We start from the raw sequence: 18412 nt of genomic DNA, 5'->3' as shown, positions 1-18412 counted from the left end.
GCTATGCCGAGGTCCGCGTGGCCGGGGAGTGCCCCATTCGCCCGGCTACGCGGCACTCGCGATCGTCACGAGCTGTAACTGGGTTGTGACCTGGTCGCATTCTCGGTTCTGGACCAACAACAGATACCCTGTTTGGGATGGTCCCCCTTTGGTTCACGCTGTCCGCGCTGTGCTTCGTCGGCGCGGTGGTGTTGCTGTACGTCGACGTCGACAGACGCCGCGGTCGCAGCCGACGCCGTAAGTCGTGGGCGCGGTCGCACGGATTCGACTACGAGCGCGAATCGTCCGACATCCTCAAGCGCTGGAAACGCGGCGTGATCTCGACCGTGGGTGATGTCCCCGCCTACAACGTGGTGCTGGGCCAGATCCGCGGCGAGGCGGTCTACATCTTCGACCTCGAGGAAGTCGCGACGGTGATCGCGCTGCACCGCAAGGTGGGCACCAACGTCGTGGTCGATCTGCGGCTCAAGGGCCTCAAAGAGCCACGCGAGAGCGATATTTGGTTGCTGGGCGCGATCGGGCCGCGGATGGTGTACTCCACCAACCTGGACGCGGCCCGGCGGGCCTGCGACCGGCGCATGGTCACCTTCGCGCACACCGCACCCGACTCCGCCGAGATCATGTGGAACGAGCAGAACTGGACGCTGGTCGCGCTGCCGATCGCCAGCACCCGGGTCCAGTGGGACGAGGGCCTGCGCACGGTGCGTCAGTTCAACGACCTCCTGCGGGTGCTACCGCCGATACCCGCCGAGACCGACGAGACGGCGGGGCCGCGCACAGCGGCGCCCAGCCGCCCGCTGGCTCCGGCCGGGCGGGCGGAGTTGCCGCCCAGGCGCGCGGACCACGAAGTGTCCGGGCTGCTCGGCTCGGATGTTCAGGCGCCTCGCCGCAGCCCCGAGCCGGTCCGGCGGGACGAGGGACGCACCGAAGCGGTGCGGCGTTCGCCGCCGTCGGGGCGCAACGGCCAACAGGCCTCGAACTACCAGCACTGAAAAGCCCTGCACCGCAACCGCGGGGGCGTTCGCTACGCTGTCGGTCATGCCTGACCGCGATGAGCTGGCTGACCTGGTACGCCGGCTATCGGTGGTACACGGTCGCGTCACCCTCTCGTCGGGCAAAGAGGCCGACTACTACGTCGACCTGCGCCGCGCCACCCTGCACCACCGGGCTTCCGCGTTGATCGGCCGGTTGGTGCGCGAACTCACCGCGGATTGGGACTACGCGGTGGTCGGTGGGCTGACCCTGGGCGCCGACCCCGTCGCGACCGCCGTCATGCACGCACCCGGGCGCCCGATCGACGCCTTCGTGGTGCGCAAATCGGCCAAAACCCATGGGCTGCAACGTCTTATCGAGGGCTCTGAGGTATCCGGGCGGCGCGTGCTGGTCGTGGAGGACACCAGCACCACCGGCGGTTCGGCGCTGACGGCGGTGCACGCCGTGCAGGATGCGGGCGGCCAGGTGATCGGGGTGGCCACCGTGGTGGACCGCGCCACCGGCGCTGCCGAGGCGATCGAAGCCGAAGGAATCCCCTACCGCAGCGTGCTGGGCCTCGCCGACCTGGGGCTGGGCTAGCGACGGTTCACTGTGCGCATTCTGATCGCGGTGACCGCCTGCGTGGCGTTCGTCCTGGCGGCCTGTTCGAGTTCCAAGCATCCCGTTCGCCCGTATGGGGCGCAGGGCGCGCGGTTCGGCGAGTCGCTGGCGGTGCTGGGCTGGAACATGGCCGTGTCGAATCTGCGCTGGGACGGCGACTATGTGCTGGTCGACGTCGACGCGTCCCCGACGGATCCGCATGCGCCGCACGCCAAACAGGACGACATTCGGTTCGGGCTCTACGGTGCGCTGGCGCACCCGTTGGAGTCCGCCGGGCTGGGCAGCTGCGCCGCCGCGATGGCCAGCGTGCACGACATCACCACGCCGCTGTCGGCTCCCGGCGACCGGCTGACCGGCACGGTGTGCATGGGCCCGCTCCGCGACCACAGCGAGGTCCGCGGGGTGTACGCCTACTCGCCGCACGACCGCATCGCGAACACCTCGGCGGCCTATCCCGCGGCGTTCCCGGTGGGTTTGATGGCGACCAACGTCAACGACACCGGCCTGGTGGTGAAGACCGTCAGCCTGTCGGCCTGGCGCGCCGACGGAACCCCGATCACCCCTGCCCAACTCGGTGACCCCAAGGCGTTCACCGGCAACGGCTACATGTTGTTGGGACTGCAGGCCGATGCCGTCGCGGCCCGCTACCGCGACGACTCCGCCAGCCGTGGCGGCCCGATGATGCTGCTGGCCTCGCCCACCCTGCCCGGCGCCGGCCTCAACCAGGCGTGCGCGGCGTACGGTTCCGCGGTGCTGATCCTGCCCGACGCGTCGCTGGACGCGGTGCGCGTCGACGCATCGCTGTGCACCCAGGGCGAGATCAACGAGGCGCTGCTGTATGCGACGGTGGCGGTCGTCGGCACCCACGCCGGTGTGTGGACGCAGCGATGACCGGACCCGGGCCCACCGAGTGGGGGATACCGGCCGGCGGCGTCGGTCCCTGGCCCGGCGAACCGCCCGACGACCCACGGTATGACCCGATCCTGTTGCGCGACGGCGATACTCGCAATGTCGTCGACGCATATCGGTACTGGACCCGGGACGCGATCATCGCCGACATCGACACGCGACGCCATCCGCTGCACGTCGCGATCGAGAACTTCGGCCACGACGCCAACATCGGCTCGGTGGTGCGCACCGCCAACGCCTTCGCGGTGCACACCGTGCACATCGTCGGGCGGCGCCGCTGGAATCGCCGCGGCGCCATGGTGACCGACCGCTACCAACGGTTGTGCCACCACGACGACACCGCCGAACTGCTGGCCTTCGCTACCGACGCCGGGCTGACGGTCGTCGCGGTGGACAACGTGCCAGGGGCGGCCCGCCTCGAGCGGACCGAACTGCCGCGGGAGTGCCTGCTGGTGTTCGGCCAGGAAGGTCCCGGCATCACCGACGACACCAAGACCGGCGCGGCCGTCACGGTGTCGATCGCCCAGTTCGGCTCCACGCGCAGCATCAACGCCGGCGTCGCCGCGGGCATCGCGATGCACGCCTGGATCCGCCAGCACGGGGACATGAGCCGCGCCTGGTAGCGGTCGGCCGACACGGCGTGAGGAAGGATCGGCAGGTATGGACCAGCTATGGGCGAACCGGGCAGCCAGCTCCGAAGCCGCTGTCGCGCAACGACACCTGAGACGGCTGTGGGCGATGCCCGGAACGCAGCTGGGCGTGGTGGCGTGGCCGTCGGCGCGCCGCGAGCGGTTGTTCGGCACCTGGCATTACTGGTGGCAGGCGCATCTACTGGACTGCCTGATCGACGCGCAGCTGCGCGACCCGCAGCCGCAACGGCACACCGAGATCAAGCGCCAGGTCCGCTCACAGCGGCTGCGCAACTTCCGCTGGACCAACGGCTACTACGACGACATGGCGTGGCTGGCGCTGGCGCTCGAACGCGCCGCCCAGCTGGTCGGGATCGAGCGGCCGCGCGCGCTGGCGAAGCTCACCGACCAGCTCGTCAACGCCTGGGTGCCCGAAGACGGCGGCGGCATCCCGTGGCGCAAACAGGACCAGTTCTTCAACGCCCCGGCCAACGGCCCCGCGGGCATCCTGTTGGCCCGCTACGGCGGTCGGCTCAAGCGTGCCGAGCAGATCGCCGACTGGATCGACCAGACGCTGATCGACCCCGAGACACATCTGGTGTTCGACGGCATCAAGGCCGGCTCGCTGGTACGCCCGCAATACACCTACTGCCAGGGCGTGGTGCTCGGGCTGGAGACGGAACTGGCGGCACGCACCGGAGCGGAGGTCCGGCGCCGGCACGCGGCCCGGGTGTACCGCCTGGTCGCCGCCGTCGCCGAGCACATGGCGCCTGCCGGTGTGCTGAGGGGTTCCGGCGGCGGCGATGGCGGACTGTTCGCCGGCATCACCGCCCGCTATCTCGCGCTGGTGGCCACCACTCTGCCGGGGGAGTCGGCCGACGACGTCGTGGCCCGCGACACCGCTCGCTCCGTCGTGCTGGCGTCGGCGAGATCGGCGTGGGACTTCCGGCAGACGGTGGACGGGCTGCCGCTCTTCGGCCCGTTCTGGGACCGCGATGCCGAACTGCCGACGGCCGGCGGGCAGCGGGCGCAATTCGTCGCGGGCGCGGTGAACGCCTCCGAGACTGCCGAGCGCGATCTGTCGGTGCAGCTTTCGGGCTGGATGCTGATGGAGGCCGCCTGTAACGTCACCGCCGTGAGCGAGCGATGAGCGAATCATGAGCGAGTTCGATGGCGGCTGGACCCCTGACGAAGCGACGGTGGCCGCGGCGAACCTGACCCGCTTCCAGTCCTGGCTGGCCGAGACCGGGCGCGGCCAGTATGCCGATTACCAAGAGCTGTGGGCGAAGTCGGTGGACGACGTCGCATGGTTCTGGGACGCCGTGTGGAACTTCTACGACATCGAGGCGGACAGCCCTCCGACCGCGGTGCTGGCCGACCCGACGATGCCCGGCGCGCAGTGGTTTCCCGGCGCCACGATCAACTACGCCGGCGAGATCTTCCGGCATGCCACCGACGAGCGCCCCGCCATGATCGTCGCAGGTGAGGATGGCTCAACCGAGTGGTCATGGGCCCGGCTGCAGCGGGAGACGGCCGCGTTCGCGGCCTATCTGCGCGGCCTCGGCGTGCAATCCGGTGACGCCGTCGTCGGCTACCTGCCCAACGTCGGAGAGGCCGTCGTCGCCGCACTGGCCGCAGCGAGCGTGGGCGCGATCTGGGCGGTGTGCAACCAGGACGTCTCCGTCGACGGCGTGATCGCCAGGCTCGGCCAGGTGGAGCCCGCCGTGTTGGTCGCGACCGACGGGTCGCTGTACGCCGGCAAGCGTATCGACCGGCGCAGCGAAACGGCCGCGATCCGCGAGGCGATGCCGACGCTGCGGGCCACGGTGGTGGTGCCGCGGCTGGGCTTGGACTTCGAAGACAAAGCGGCGCAAGTGGTTTCGTGGGCCACGGCGGTGGCCGCGGATGCTCCACTGGAAATCGAGCCGGTCGGATTCGCCCACCCGCTCTGGGTGATGTTCTCGTCGGGAACCACCGGCAAGCCGAAGGGCATCGTGCACGGCCACGGCGGCGCGACGCTCGAGCACCTCAAGTACCTGAGCCTGCAACTGGACCTGCACCCCGGCGAGCGCTTCCTGTGGTACTCGTCGACCAGCTGGATGATGTGGAACCTGCAGGTGTCCGGGCTGCTCGTCGACACCACCATCGTGCTGTACGACGGCTGCCCGACGTACCCGACCACCGACGCTCTCTTCGGGGTGGCCGCCGACGCCGGGGTCGCGGTGTTGGGCGCCGGGGCGGGCTACCTGCTGGCCTGCGCCAAAGAGGAGCTGCGCCCGGGCAAGTCGTATCGGCTCGACGCGGTGCGCGCGGTGGGTTCGACCGGTTCACCGCTGCCGGGTTCGGCGTTCCGCTGGGTGCAGGAAGGACTGGGCCGGCGGGTTCCGGTGATCTCGATGTCCGGCGGCACCGATGTCTGCACGGCGTTCATCGGTGGCAGCCCGACGATGCCGATCGTCGCGGGCGAACTCAACTGCATCTGCCTGGGCGCCGCCATCGAGGCGTGGGTCGGCGAACACAACCCGGTCATCGGGGAAGAGGGCGAGCTGGTGCTGACCAAGCCCATGCCGTCGATGCCGGTGTTCTTCTGGGACGACGCCGACGGCAGCCGCTACCGCGCGGCCTACTTCGACAAGTATCCGGGCATCTGGTGTCACGGCGACTGGCTGACCATCACCGACCGGGGATCCGTTGTGGTGCACGGCCGTTCGGATGCCACCTTGAACCGGCTCGGTGTCCGGATGGGCAGCGCAGACATCTACGCGCCGGTGGAGCGCATGCCGGAGGTGCGCGACTGCGTGGTGGTCGGCATCGAGCAGAGCGACGGTGGCTACTGGATGCCGCTGTTCGTCGATCTGGCCGACGGCGTCGAGCTGGACGAGGAACTGCGGTCGAGGATCGTCACGGCCATCCGGAACGGGGCCTCACCGCGCCACGTGCCAGACGACATCCTCGTGGTCCCCGGTATCCCGCGCACCTTGACCGGCAAGCGGCTGGAAATCCCGATCAAGCGGATTCTGCTGGGCACCGCTCCGTCCGATGCCGTGCAGGCGAGTTCGGTCGACCGACCCGAGCTATTCGATGGTTTCGTTCAGTACCGGCGAACTACGGTCTCCTGATTCCTCGTCGGTGCGACGGCGCGCCAGGTAGGCGCGTCCTGCCGCGATGAACGCCGGCAACATCGACACGAACAGGATGACCAGGATGATCTTTTCCAGGTTCTGGTGCACGAACGGCGCGTTGCCCAGGAAGTAGCCGGCCACCGTGACGCCGCCACCCCACAGTGTGCCGCCGACGATGTCGAATCCCAGGAACACCGGATAACGCATGTACGACACCCCGGCGACCACCGGCGTGAACGTGCGGATGAACGGCATGAAGCGGGCCAGGATGATGGCCCACGGCCCGTACTTCTCGAAGAAGGCGTGGGAATCGGTGACGTAGTGCTTCTTGAAGAAGCGCGAGTCCTCCTTGCGGAACAGCGCCGGCCCGATTCGGCGGCCGATGAAATACCCGGTCTGGTCGCCCAGGATCGCGACGACCGCGACGGAGGGGGCCAGCACCCAGATGTTCATCGTCCCGTGCGCGGCCAGCAGGCCGCCGGTGAACAGCAGTGACTCGCCGGGCAGCAGCGGAAACAACAGGCCGGTCTCGACGAAGACGATGACGAGAATGGTGGGCAGCACCGCCGATGCGAACAAGCCCTGGGGGCCAATCCAGAACATCGGGTCGAGGATGTTGGGCAAGGCCGACACGGCGGTGCTCATGAGGTCACAACATACCGGTCCCCGGCCGACTGCCCACGGTCCGCGCTGAGTTGCGATACTGATGCGACTTCAGTCTTTCCAGGAGGAGCCTCATGCCCATCGCAATACCCGAGATCTACGCGGAGATGCTGGGACGCGCCAAAGAGAACTCGTACGCCTTCCCGGCCATCAACTGCACCTCTTCGGAGACCGTCAACGCCGCCATCAAGGGCTTTGCCGACGCGGGCAGTGACGGCATCATCCAGTTCTCCACCGGTGGCGCGGAATTCGCGTCCGGGCTCGGGGTCAAGGAGATGGTGACCGGCGCGGTCGCGCTGGCCAAGTTCACCCGCGTCATCGCGGCCAAGTACCCGATCAACGTCGCGCTGCACACTGACCACTGCCCGAAGGACAAGCTGGACACCTATGTGCGCCCGCTGCTGGCGATCTCGGCCGAGCGGGTCGCGGCGGGCAAGAACCCGCTGTTCCAGTCGCACATGTGGGACGGCTCGGCGGTGCCCATCGACGAGAACCTCGCCATCGCCAAGGAGCTGCTCAAGGCGGCCGCGGCGGCCAAGATCATCCTCGAGGTCGAGATCGGCGTCGTGGGCGGCGAGGAGGACGGCGTCGAGGGCGCCATCGACGACAAGCTCTACACCACCCCGGAGGACTTCGAGAAGACCATCGACGCGCTGGGCCACGGCGAGCACGGCCAGTACCTGCTGGCCGCGACGTTCGGCAACGTGCACGGCGTCTACAAGCCCGGCAACGTCAAGCTGCGCCCCGACATCCTCGATGAGGGCCAGAAGGTCGCGGTCGCCAAGCTCGGACTGCCCGACGGTGCCAAGCCCTTCGACTTCGTCTTCCACGGTGGCTCGGGGTCGCTGAAGTCGGAGATCGAAGAAGCGCTGCGCTACGGAGTGGTGAAGATGAACGTCGACACCGACACCCAGTACGCGTTCACGCGTCCGCTCGCCGGCCACATGTTCGCCAACTACGACGGCGTGCTCAAGATCGACGGCGAGGTCGGCAACAAAAAGTTCTACGACCCGCGCAGCTACCTCAAGAAGGCCGAAGCCTCGATGACCGAGCGCGTCATCGAGGCCTGCAACGACCTGCATTGCGCCGGGAAGTCGGTGGGGGTCTAGCCGCTGGGGGCCTGGCAGATCTTCCATTGGTCGTCGCGAAACTGGAGGTCGAGGCTGCGCGTCGAGCGCAGCTGCGGGTCGTAGGCCATGAACGTGGTGATGTTCGCCTCGGCGTGCTGGCCGTTGACGACGACCTGGTCGATGCTGGCGATCACCGGGTACTGCCTGGCCGCCGAAACCCGGTGGTATGTCTCATCCCACGCGCGTTCGTCGTAGTCCACGTACCCGTCGCGGGCGGTGCCGCAGGTCATCCCGCGCAGTGCGGTCAGGTCGCCCCGCTGCACGGCGACGTCGTACTGCTGGATGGTCTGGCGTACCTGGTCTTCCTGGGAAACCTTCGCGTGCTTGCCGCGGGTCAGCAGCACAGTGCCCAGAATGGCGATGGCCGCCAGGGCCAACACAATTACCGTAATCGCCAGGACCCAGCCCCAGTTGAAACTCTTGGATACCGACCGCAGCTTCCCGCCTTCTCGGCCCGGAATCGATTGTGGCACAGCAGATTTAGGGGTCCCCGGCGGCAGTGGCTGTCCGGGTGGCGGGGGGTGGCCCAGTGGTGGCGGCTGGCCCTGCGTTGTGGCGAACACCTCGGTGACGGGATCGGCCGCAGTGGCGATGATCGCCGTCTCTTTCGCGTCGAAACCTGGAGCGGTGAACCGGCGTTCGGGCTGCTGACCTTCCGGGGTGTCATCCTGCTCGTGGTCCGGATCGGGCTTGATCACCACGGTCTCGGTCTCGGGGTCGGGCGGCACCAGCGGGTAGCTCTCGGTTGCCTCTTCGGCCTGATCAAGGCCCGGCTCCTCACCCGGCGACGCGGGGCCGTGGTCGGGCTCCGGTGGGTTAGGCATGGTTGGAGCTTAGCGACCCGAGGCGCAACGGCAGAATGGAAGCCATGACGCCGATGGGTGACCTCCTAGGACCTGATCCGATCCTGCTTCCCGCCGACAGTGACGTCGAAGCGGAACTGCTGGCCAACGAAAATCCGGGCATCGTCGCCGCCGCGCATCCGTCGGCGTCGGTGGCCTGGGCGGCACTGGCGGAGGAGGCGCTGGCCGACGACAAAGCCATCACCGCCTACGCCTATGCCCGCACCGGCTACCACCGCGGCCTCGACCAGTTGCGCCGCAACGGCTGGAAGGGCTTCGGCCCGGTGCCGTATGCACACGAACCCAATCGCGGCTTCCTGCGCTGTGTGGCGGCGCTGGCGCGCGCGGCCGACACGATCGGTGAGACCGACGAGTATCGGCGCTGCCTGGACCTGCTCGACGATTGCGACCCCGAGGCCCGTAAAGCGCTGGGGCTCTAGAAGGTATCCGCGCAGTCGCTGTTGCCGCTCGGGCATTCGATCTGCACGGTGGCGTGATCCAGCCCCCGCTCATGCAGCACCGCGCGCGCGTCTTCGAGCACCCGGGCGGAGTCTGTGGAGCTGGTCAGGTGCGCGGTGCACATGTCCTTGCCGGGCGACAGCGTCCACACGTGCAGGTCGTGCACCTCGGTCACGCCGTCGACGGCACCGAGCGCCGACCGTAGCTCCTCGACGTCGATGTGGGCCGGCGACTGCTCCGACAGGATCCGCAGCGCCGCGCGGGCCAGTGAGATCGCGCGGGGCAGCACCCAGATCGCGACCAGGATGGCGACCACCACGTCGGCGTAGGGCCAGTGTGTGGTGATCGTGACGATCCCGGCGATCAGAACGCCCAGGCTGCCGACGGTGTCTGCGACGACCTCCATGTAGGCGCCCTTGACCGCGAGGCTGCCCTCGGAGTGCGACCGCAGCAGCATTGCCACTACGAAGTTGGCGACCAGGCCGGCCAGCGCCACGACGACCATCGGGACGCCGGGGATCTCCGTTCCCTTACCGATCCGTTCGATGGCTTCGTAAAGGATGAACGTGGCGACGCCGACCAGCAGCCCGGCATTGGCCACCGCGGTGAACACCTCGGCGCGATGCCAGCCGTAGGTGCGGTCGGGGGAGGTGCTGCCGCGCTTGGCCAGAACGACGGCGCCCAGGCCCATGAACACGGCCACGACGTCGGTCAGCATGTGCCCGGCATCGGCAAGCAGCGCAAGCGAATTGATGAGTAGCGAGGTGGTCAGCTCCACCACGAAGAACGCCGCCAGGATCGCTGCGGCCATGATCATGCGGGGAATCATCCGAGACGCGTCGGCCTCGGCGGGGGTGTGACTGTGTCCGGCGCCCATGGGGCATAATATATGCGTACTAACGCATGTATCGCAACCGTCAGAACCACTGGCTCCAAAAGCGGGTCAGCGAGTCGCCGGCGTTCGCGAGCAACGGCGGCACCCCGGAGAAGGCGAAGATCCAGTCGACGACGCCGAAGAGCCACCGGTTGACCGCGGGCGCCAACAGCAAAAACAGCAGGATGAACACGCCGTACTGCTTGGCCGGGGCCACGGCGCGCTGCGTCTCCGGGCTCAGATGCGGCTCTAATGCGTCGTAGCCGTCCAGGCCCGGGATGGGCAGCAGATTCAGCACCACCGCCATGATCTGCAGAAAGCCCAGAAATGCCACGCCGGCCCACAGCACCCAGTGGTTCGGGTCGAAGAATGCCCGGGTCAGTGCCAGCAGCAGCGCGGCAAGAACCAGGTTGGCGGCCGAGCCGGCGAGACTGACCAGGGTGCGGCGCATCGGCGTCATGAACCACGTCCGCAAATACACCGCGGCACCCGGCAGGCCGATGCCGCCTAGCAGGATGAACACCATCGGCATGATCAGCGACAGCGCCGGACTGGCGTAGCGCCGCGGATCCAGCGTCAGGTAGCCCCGCACCGCTTCGTCGCGGTCGCCGAAATGCCACGCGGTCGCGGCGTGTCCGAATTCGTGCAGGCACAGCGACACCAGCCAGCCTGCGATCACGAAGACGAACACCCCGGCGTAGGCCAGCGGGCGGGCGCTCGCCCCGGCCAGCCAGGCCAGCACACCGCCGACGGCCATTACGCCGAGCAGCGCCAAAAAAATGGGGCTGGGGCGCACCGAGCCCTGCGCCCTCATGTCCTTCAACGGAAATCGCCCGACGGGAAGCTCACCGGATGAAACTACCGAACCGACAACCAACCTTCGACGTGGCGGTAAAACGTCGACCTCCGCGCGCTACGCGGCGCGGCGACGCCGTCGCGCACCACCACGACGCCGGTGCAGCCGAGCTGGACGGCGCGGCCGGGGATCCAGCGCCGCCAGACCCGGCGCGCCCCGTCGACTGAGGCCCGCAGGCCCGGCACGGCCAGTGTCGGCTCGATGCGGACCCCGGGCACGTCGCCGTCGAACAGCTGGGTGTCGTCGACGACCGCCTCGCCGTGCAGCCGTTGCCGATCGTCGGGCGCGCGCCAGCTGGCCCGCCCCACGATCGCCGAGCCGGTCTCGTCGCGGATCAGGGTGACCCGGCCGGCCGCACCGCTGACCGCGCGCCGGGCCGCGCGGCGTCCGGCCGGCAGCCGGTAGATGCGGGTGGCCGGGGTGCGGCGGCGCGGCACGTAGGCCACTTCGACGTCGAGTCGCTCGGCACGCAACAGCCTGCTCAGCACCGCGGCCAGGTCGGCGTCGGCGCCGAGCACCACCAGCCGCCGGTAGGGTCCGATCGCGACGTCGATGCCTTCGGGGTCGCCCGGGCTTTGGCTGCGGTGAACAGGCAGGTCGCGCAGCGCCACCGGGACCCGCGCACCGCCGAACGACAACACCGCCACGCTGGCGGTGTCCGCGGCGATATTCATGGGCTCCTCGCGACCTGCTGGGATATGGTTGGTCCCCGGCTGGACCACAATAAGCAGGCGAAACCAGGCGGGAGCATGTCATGCCGGCAATAGTCCTCATCGGCGCTCAATGGGGCGACGAGGGCAAAGGTAAGGCGACTGACCTGCTCGGCGGCCGCGTGCAGTGGGTGGTGCGCTACCAGGGCGGCAACAACGCCGGACACACCGTTGTGCTGCCCACCGGCGAGAACTTCGCGCTGCACCTCATTCCGTCGGGCGTACTGACACCGGGCGTCACCAACGTCATCGGCAACGGCGTGGTGGTGGATCCCGCCGTGCTGCTCGACGAGCTCGAGGGCCTCGAGGACCGCGGGGTGGACACCTCGAAGCTGCTGATTTCGGCCGACGCGCATCTGCTGCTGCCGTACCACGTCGCCATCGACAAGGTCACCGAGCGCTACATGGGCAACAAGAAGATCGGCACCACCGGCCGCGGCATCGGCCCGTGCTACCAGGACAAGATCGCCCGGATGGGGATCCGGGTCGCCGACGTGCTCGACCCCGAGCTGCTCACTCAGAAGGTCGAGGCGGCGCTGGAGCTCAAGAACCAGATCCTGGTCAAGATCTACAACCGCAAGGCGCTGGACCCCGAACACATCGTCGAGGCGCTGCTGGCGCAGGCCGACGGATTCCGGCACCGAATCGCCGACACCCGGCTGCTGCTCAACGCGGCGCTGGAGGCCGGTGAGACCGTGTTGTTGGAGGGCTCGCAGGGCACGCTGCTCGACGTCGACCACGGCACGTATCCGTATGTGACGTCGTCGAATCCGACGGCGGGTGGCGCGGCCGTCGGCTCGGGCATCGGGCCCACCAGGATCACCACCGTGCTGGGAATTCTCAAGGCCTACACCACCCGGGTGGGTTCGGGCCCGTTCCCGACCGAGTTGTTCGACGAGAACGGCGAATACCTGTCCAAGACGGGCGGCGAATTCGGGGTCACCACCGGACGGCGCCGCCGCTGTGGCTGGTTCGATGCCGTCATCGCCCGCTATGCGACCCGGGTCAACGGCATCACCGATTACTTCCTCACCAAGCTCGACGTGCTGTCCAGCCTCGAGACCGTGCCGGTATGCGTCGGGTACCGGATCAACGGTGTGCAGACCAACGAAATGCCGATGACGCAGAGCGATCTGCACCGGGCCGAACCGATCTACGAGGAGCTGCCCGGCTGGTGGGAGGACATCTCCGGCGCACGTCAGTTCGACGACCTGCCCGCCAAGGCGCGCGACTATGTACTGCGTCTGGAAGAGCTTGGCGGAGCACACATTTCGTGTATCGGTGTCGGCCCGGGGCGCGATCAGACCATCGTGCGCCGCGACGTCCTGGCGGCCCGTCCGTGACGGATTCCGACACCGATCCGAAAGACCTCGACCCAGACTACGAGCACCACGGCGGCTTTCCCGAATACGGGCCGGCCAGCCCGGGCCCGGGATTCAAGCGGTTCGTGGAGGGCATGCGTCGGCTGCAGGACCTCGCCGTGTCGGCGGACCCCGGCGACGAACTCTGGGACGACGCTGCCGATCGTGTCGCGGCGCTGGTGGAGTTGCTCGAGCCGTATCAGGCCGACGGGGAAGGCAAGGCGCCGGCCGGGCGGACGCCGGACCTGCCCGGCATGGGCAGCCTGCTGCTGCCGCCGTGGATGCTGACGCGGTATGCGCCCGACGGTGTCGAAATGCGGGGCCATTTCACCCGATTTCACGTCGGCGGCAACAAGGCCGTGCACGGTGGAGTGCTGCCGCTGCTGTTTGACCACATGTTCGGGATGGTGTCGCACGCAGCGGGGCGCCCGATCAGCCGGACGGCGTTCCTGCATGTGGACTATCGCAAGATCACCCCGATCGACGTGCCGCTGGTGGTGCGGGGACGCGTCAGCAGCGTCGAGGGCCGCAAGGCGTTTGTGTCCGCGGAGCTGGTCGACACCGACGACACGCTGTTGGCCGAGGCCAACGGCCTGATGGTGCGCCTACTCCCCGGCCAGCCGTGACGAACCGTCGGCCAGAATTTCAACGCACCTATCCTTAGCTGGTGACTCAAGGACAGCCCGAACCGGTGCGGCCCCGCGTGATACTGCTCGGGTCCGACGAGCTGAGCCGGGAGTTGGCGGTCGCGCTGCGGCATCTCGGCGCCGAGGTCATCGCCGTCGACGAGTATCCGGACGCGCCCGCGCACGGGGTGGCCGACCAATCGGTGGTGCTCGCGCTGAACGACACCGCTGAGTTGTCGGCCCTGATCAAACGACTGCAGCCGGATTTCGTCGTGAGCGCCGCCGACGCGGTCTCCCTCGACGCCCTCGACGGGTTCGCCGCCGGCCCCCACAACGAGCTCACCGAGCTGGTGCCCAGCGCCCGAACCGTCCGGCTCACCGCCGACCGGGAAGGCCTGCGGCGGCTGGCCGCCGACCAGCTGGGCCTGCCCACCGCGCCGTTCTGGTTCGTCGGATCGGTCGGCGAACTGCACTCGGTGGCAGTGCACGCCGGGTTTCCGCTGCTGGTCGAACCGGCGGCCGGGGTGGTCGGACAGGGGCGCTCCCTGGTCGCGGGCCCCAACGAGGTCGAGCCCGCATGGCAGCGTGCGACGGGGCAGGGCAGCCAGCGGGTGCTGGCCGAAACGGTCGTCGAGGTCGAGTTTTACGTCACCCTGCTCGCAATTCGCAGCGACGGCCCGCACGGACCGGTGATCGAGTTCTGCTCACCCATCGGTCATCGCGGCGCCCACGCCGACGTGCAGGAATTCTGGCAGCCGCAACTGCTGAGCCCGGCCGCGACCGACGCCGCCAAGTCCATCGCCGCGCGCATCGTCAAGGCGCTCGGCGGGCGCGGTGTCTTCAGCGTCGAGTTGATGATCAACGGCGACGAGGTGTATTTCGCCGACGTCAGCGCCCGCCTGGCGCAGAGCGCCTGGGTGACCCTGCGCAGCCAGCGGCTTTCGGTCTTCGAACTGCAGGCTCGGGCGATTCTGGGCCTGCCGGTGGACACCCTGATGATCTCGCCGGCCGCCGCGCGCGCTATCGACCGTGACCCGGGCCGCGCGCCGGCCGCGGCATCGCTCGGCGCCGACGCGCTGGCCGGTGCGCTCGGCGTCCCGGAAACCGACCTTCGCGTGTTCGGGCGGGGGTCGGCGGACCGGCTGGGTATGGCGGTGGCGACGGCCCCGGAGGTGGCGACCGCACGCGAGCGCGCCCACGCCTCGGCCACCGCACTGTCGGGTGCGGCGACCGCGAGTTCGCAGCAGCCCAGCTGAATATGCGAGACTCACGCGAATGAGCTACGCAGGAGATATCACGCCGCTGGAGGCTTGGAAGCTGCTCAGCGACAACCCCGACGCGGTCCTGGTCGACGTGCGCACCGACGCGGAATGGCGATTCGTCGGGGTGCCCGACCTATCGAGCCTGGGCCGCGACGTGGTCTACATCGAGTGGAACACCAGCGCGGGGCGCCGCAACGAGAACTTCCTCGCCGAATTGAAGGAACAGGTCCCGAGTGATTCGGGGGAGCGCCCGGTGGTGTTTTTGTGCCGCTCGGGCAATCGCTCCATCGGAGCCGCCGAGGTCGCGACCGAGGCGGGTATCACCCCGTCCTACAACGTGCTGGACGGCTTCGAGGGGAATCTCGACGAGCAGGGACACCGAGGGGGAACCGGCTGGCGCGCACTCGGTTTGCCCTGGAAGCAGGGCTGACGCAGCGATGACCGATAGCGGTTCGGTTCGCACACCGAAAGCGCTGCCCGACGGCGTCAGCCAAGCCACCATCGGAGTGCGCGGCGGGCTGCTGCGGTCCGGGTTCGACGAGACCGCCGAGGCGATGTTCCTGACGTCGGGCTACGTCTACCCGTCGGCATCCATTGCCGAGCAGTCGTTTACCGGGGACGTCGACCACTTCGTCTACTCGCGCTACGGAAATCCCACGGTGAGCATGTTCGAGGAGCGGCTGCGCCTGATCGAGGGGGCGCCGGCGGCCTTCGCCACGGCCAGCGGCATGGCCGCGGTGTTCACCTCGCTGGGCGCGCTGCTGGCCGCCGGCGACCGATTGGTGGCCGCTCGCAGCCTGTTCGGTTCGTGCTTCGTGGTCTGCAGCGAGATCCTGCCCCGCTGGGGCGTCGAGACCGTCCTGGTCGACGGCGACGACCTCTCGCAATGGGAGCAGGCCCTGTCGGTGCCCACCCAAGCGGTGTTCTTCGAGACGCCGTCGAATCCGATGCAATCGCTGGTGGATATCGCCGCGGTGACCGAGCTCGCTCACGCCGCGGGCGCAAAGGTGGTGCTGGACAACGTCTTTGCCACACCCCTTCTGCAGCAAGGCTTTCCACTCGGCGTCGACGTGGTGGTGTATTCGGGCACCAAGCACATCGACGGCCAGGGCCGGGTGCTCGGCGGTGCCATCCTCGGCGACAAGGAGTACATCGACGGCCCGGTGCAGAAACTGATGCGGCACACCGGCCCCGCGATGAGTGCGTTCAACGCCTGGGTTTTATTGAAAGGCCTTGAGACACTTGCCGTTCGGGTTGACTACAGCAATGCCTCGGCCAACCGGATCGCCGAGTTCCTGGAGGGTCATCCGGCGGTGAGTTGGGTGCGCTACCCGTATCTGGTGTCGCATCCGCAGTACGACCTGGCCAAGCGACAGATGTCCGGCGGCGGCACGGTGGTCACCTTCGAGCTCAAGGCCCCGCCGGGCGCGGCGAAAGGACGGGCGTTCGAGGTGCTGGACAAGCTGCGGCTGATCGACATTTCGAACAACCTCGGCGACGCCAAATCCCTTGTCACACATCCCGCGACGACGACGCACCGGGCGATGGGACCGGAGGGTCGTGCCGCGATCGGGTTGGGTGACGGCGTGGTGCGCATCTCGGTCGGCCTGGAAAGCACCGACGATCTGATCGCCGATATAGACCAAGCGCTGAGCTAACCGGCTTTCTGTTCGGCCGGCGCTGCTCTTTGTTCACCTGCCACAATCGGTTCCTGCTGTGCCTGCGTATCCATCCAGTTCTGCGTCACCACCCTGGCGTACATCATCTGCGAGGTGATGGCCATCTGGCTCCTCCCGTCGCCCAGGAAGGTTATAAACCAGGCGATCACTGTGGTGAAACGGTTCTTGAAGCCGACCAGGTAAAGCAGGTGCAGCCCCAGCCACGCCAGCCAGGCGATGAACCCGCTGAACTCCAGCTTGCCGACCTGCGCGACGGCGCTGAATCGGGAGATCGTGGCCATACTGCCCTTGTCGAAGTACGCGAAGGGCTTGCGGGTTGCCGGATCGTCGGTGCCCTTGACCGCGTGCTTGATCAATGTCGTGGCGTAGCGCGCGCCTTGAATCGCGCCCTGGGCCATGCCGGGCACGCCGGGCACGGACATCAGGTCACCGACGACGAAGACGTTCGGGTGGCCCTTGACCGTCAGGTCGGGCTCCACGACCACCCGCCCGGCGCGGTCGACCTCGGTGCCGTCGGACTGGTCGGCGATGATCTTGCCCAGCGAGCTGGCCTGGACGCCGGCCGCCCAGACCTTGCACGCGCATTCGATGCGGCGCTTCGTGCCGTCTTTTTCCTTGACGGTGATGCCCATGTAGTCGACGTCGTCGACCATCGCGTTCAACTGGACTTCGACGCCCATTTTTTCGAGCCGCTGCTTGGCCTTGAGACCTAGTTTCTCGCCCATCGGCGGCAACACCGCGGGCGCCGCGTCGAGCAGGATCACCCGGCAATCGGTGGGCTCGATGGTCCGAAACGCGTCCTTGAGGGTGCGGTGGGCGAGTTCCTTGATCTGTCCGGCCACCTCCACGCCTGTGGGTCCGGCGCCGACGACGACGAACGTCAGGCGGCGTGCCCTCTCGGCCGGGTCGGTAGCGACCTCGGCCGCCTCGAACGCGCCGAGGATCCGGCCGCGCAGCTCCAGCGCGTCGTCGATGGTCTTCATGCCGGGTGCGTAGGTCGCGAACTGGTCGTTGCCGAAGTAGGACTGTTGGGCCCCGGCGGCCACGATCAGGCTGTCATAGGGCGTCACCGTCTCCATGCCCATCAACTTCGACGTCACCGTGTTGGCCTTCATGTCGATGTCGTCGACCTCACCCAGCAGCACCCGCACGTTTTTGTTCCTCTGCAGAATCAGCCTGGTGGCCGGGGCGATCTCGCCTTCGGACAGGATGCCGGTGGCCACTTGATAGAGCAGCGGCTGGAACAGGTGGGTGGTCGTTTTCGAGATGAGGGTGACGTCGACGTCGGCCCTTTTGAGTGCCTTGGCGGCGTTCAGGCCGCCGAAGCCGCTTCCGATGATGACGACTCGATGGCGCGACATGATGTCCCCTTCCCGTGCCGATCGTCTCTTCAGGTTTTCATAGTCGCCGCACCGCGTGTACATCGCACGACTCCACGTAACACCTTGATGTCGCGGTCGTGACGCCTCGCCGTCCGGCCTGCGGCTTGTGTCGGTTACCCGTTTTTTGTCCGAACTCACGTTTGATGACGAGCGGTCGCGGGCTCTGCTCGATCGTATGCGTGCCGCGGGGCGGGCCCAGGCCCTGGCAGCGGCCCCGCCGGCTGGACGCGGCCTGGCACGCACGGCAAGGCAAAAACTCGTTGATCTCCTTGTGCTGCAGTGGCTCTGGTCGACCAAAGTCATTGGGTGCCATAG

The 18412-nt window shown here is 68.1% G+C and carries 19 protein-coding genes; 13 read left to right on the top strand and 6 right to left on the bottom strand.

Annotation, left to right across the window (positions count from 1 at the left end; translation table 11 throughout):
• Positions 1–137 precede the first annotated feature (137 nt).
• From ttfA to MNAB215_RS05745, 6 genes are read left to right on the top strand one after another with little or no spacing between them, the layout of a single operon-like run.
• Positions 138–992 carry a trehalose monomycolate transport factor TtfA gene (ttfA, locus tag MNAB215_RS05770; protein WP_077077847.1) on the top strand — a complete coding sequence of 285 codons (855 nt, stop codon included), beginning with the start codon at positions 138–140 and terminating at the stop codon, positions 990–992.
• A gap of 46 nt (positions 993–1038) precedes the next feature.
• On the top strand, positions 1039–1572 hold the full coding sequence (pyrE, locus tag MNAB215_RS05765) for an orotate phosphoribosyltransferase (RefSeq protein WP_077077846.1): 534 nt from the start codon (positions 1039–1041) through the stop codon (positions 1570–1572).
• A gap of 12 nt (positions 1573–1584) precedes the next feature.
• On the top strand, positions 1585–2484 hold the full coding sequence (locus tag MNAB215_RS05760; protein ID WP_077077845.1) for a hypothetical protein: 900 nt from the start codon (positions 1585–1587) through the stop codon (positions 2482–2484).
• Positions 2481–3125: a TrmH family RNA methyltransferase gene (locus MNAB215_RS05755; protein WP_077078450.1), complete on the top strand. Its 645-nt coding sequence runs from the start codon at positions 2481–2483 to the stop codon at positions 3123–3125. Before MNAB215_RS05760 ends, MNAB215_RS05755 begins: the two co-directional genes overlap by 4 nt.
• Before the next feature lie 37 nt (positions 3126–3162).
• Positions 3163–4281 carry a glycoside hydrolase family 76 protein gene (locus MNAB215_RS05750; protein WP_077077844.1) on the top strand — a complete coding sequence of 373 codons (1119 nt, stop codon included), beginning with the start codon at positions 3163–3165 and terminating at the stop codon, positions 4279–4281.
• 7 nt (positions 4282–4288) lie between these two features.
• On the top strand, positions 4289–6250 hold the full coding sequence (locus MNAB215_RS05745) for an acetoacetate--CoA ligase (protein ID WP_077077843.1): 1962 nt from the start codon (positions 4289–4291) through the stop codon (positions 6248–6250).
• Here MNAB215_RS05745 and MNAB215_RS05740 read toward each other — a convergent pair.
• The gene (locus MNAB215_RS05740) at positions 6206–6898 is read right to left on the bottom strand and encodes a DedA family protein (protein WP_077077842.1); all 693 of its coding nucleotides are present in this window, start codon (positions 6896–6898) and stop codon (positions 6206–6208) included. The genes MNAB215_RS05745 and MNAB215_RS05740 overlap by 45 nt on opposite strands.
• 92 nt (positions 6899–6990) lie before the next feature.
• Between MNAB215_RS05740 and fbaA the strand changes: the two genes are divergently transcribed.
• Positions 6991–8025: a class II fructose-bisphosphate aldolase gene (gene fbaA / locus MNAB215_RS05735; RefSeq protein ID WP_077077841.1), complete on the top strand. Its 1035-nt coding sequence runs from the start codon at positions 6991–6993 to the stop codon at positions 8023–8025.
• On the opposite strand, the gene MNAB215_RS05730 is transcribed toward fbaA, so the two are convergent.
• Positions 8022–8870 carry an Rv0361 family membrane protein gene (locus tag MNAB215_RS05730; protein ID WP_077077840.1) on the bottom strand — a complete coding sequence of 283 codons (849 nt, stop codon included), beginning with the start codon at positions 8868–8870 and terminating at the stop codon, positions 8022–8024. The genes fbaA and MNAB215_RS05730 overlap by 4 nt on opposite strands.
• Before the next feature lie 44 nt (positions 8871–8914).
• Between MNAB215_RS05730 and MNAB215_RS05725 the strand changes: the two genes are divergently transcribed.
• Entirely contained in the window at positions 8915–9328 is a 414-nt protein-coding gene (locus MNAB215_RS05725) for a DUF3151 domain-containing protein (RefSeq protein WP_077078449.1), read from the top strand.
• On the opposite strand, the gene MNAB215_RS05720 is transcribed toward MNAB215_RS05725, so the two are convergent.
• Genes MNAB215_RS05720 through MNAB215_RS05710 form a run of 3 tightly spaced genes read right to left on the bottom strand, consistent with a single transcriptional unit; the run spans position 9325 to position 11751 of the window.
• Complete coding sequence (locus MNAB215_RS05720; protein WP_077077839.1) at positions 9325–10224, bottom strand: cation diffusion facilitator family transporter; 900 nt, start codon at positions 10222–10224, stop codon at positions 9325–9327. The genes MNAB215_RS05725 and MNAB215_RS05720 overlap by 4 nt on opposite strands.
• A gap of 40 nt (positions 10225–10264) precedes the next feature.
• Positions 10265–11035: a site-2 protease family protein gene (locus tag MNAB215_RS05715; RefSeq protein ID WP_077077838.1), complete on the bottom strand. Its 771-nt coding sequence runs from the start codon at positions 11033–11035 to the stop codon at positions 10265–10267.
• Positions 11036–11079: 44 nt separating this feature from the next.
• Positions 11080–11751 carry a peptidase M50 gene (locus MNAB215_RS05710; protein WP_077077837.1) on the bottom strand — a complete coding sequence of 224 codons (672 nt, stop codon included), beginning with the start codon at positions 11749–11751 and terminating at the stop codon, positions 11080–11082.
• Positions 11752–11831: 80 nt separating this feature from the next.
• Between MNAB215_RS05710 and MNAB215_RS05705 the strand changes: the two genes are divergently transcribed.
• Genes MNAB215_RS05705 through MNAB215_RS05685 form a run of 5 tightly spaced genes read left to right on the top strand, consistent with a single transcriptional unit; the run spans position 11832 to position 16694 of the window.
• Positions 11832–13130: an adenylosuccinate synthase gene (locus tag MNAB215_RS05705; RefSeq protein ID WP_077077836.1), complete on the top strand. Its 1299-nt coding sequence runs from the start codon at positions 11832–11834 to the stop codon at positions 13128–13130.
• Entirely contained in the window at positions 13127–13774 is a 648-nt protein-coding gene (locus tag MNAB215_RS05700; RefSeq protein WP_077077835.1) for a PaaI family thioesterase, read from the top strand. Before MNAB215_RS05705 ends, MNAB215_RS05700 begins: the two co-directional genes overlap by 4 nt.
• 41 nt (positions 13775–13815) lie before the next feature.
• Complete coding sequence (gene purT, locus MNAB215_RS05695; RefSeq protein ID WP_245830133.1) at positions 13816–15030, top strand: formate-dependent phosphoribosylglycinamide formyltransferase; 1215 nt, start codon at positions 13816–13818, stop codon at positions 15028–15030.
• Between the two features lie 19 nt (positions 15031–15049).
• Entirely contained in the window at positions 15050–15466 is a 417-nt protein-coding gene (locus tag MNAB215_RS05690; protein WP_077077834.1) for a rhodanese-like domain-containing protein, read from the top strand.
• Positions 15467–15473: 7 nt separating this feature from the next.
• Entirely contained in the window at positions 15474–16694 is a 1221-nt protein-coding gene (locus MNAB215_RS05685; protein ID WP_077077833.1) for an O-succinylhomoserine sulfhydrylase, read from the top strand.
• Here the strand turns inward: MNAB215_RS05685 and MNAB215_RS05680 are convergent.
• Positions 16691–18076, bottom strand: coding sequence for an NAD(P)/FAD-dependent oxidoreductase (locus tag MNAB215_RS05680; RefSeq protein WP_077078447.1), 1386 nt, complete (start codon positions 18074–18076; stop codon positions 16691–16693). The two genes, MNAB215_RS05685 and MNAB215_RS05680, sit on opposite strands and share 4 nt — an antisense overlap.
• Between the last annotated feature and the right edge of the window lie 336 nt (positions 18077–18412).

Source organism: Mycobacterium numidiamassiliense (assembly GCF_900157365.1).
GTDB classification, from domain to species: Bacteria; Actinomycetota; Actinomycetes; order Mycobacteriales; family Mycobacteriaceae; genus Mycobacterium; species Mycobacterium numidiamassiliense.
Note: the sequence above shows the minus strand (reverse complement) of the source record. Positions and strands in the feature narration are given on the sequence as shown.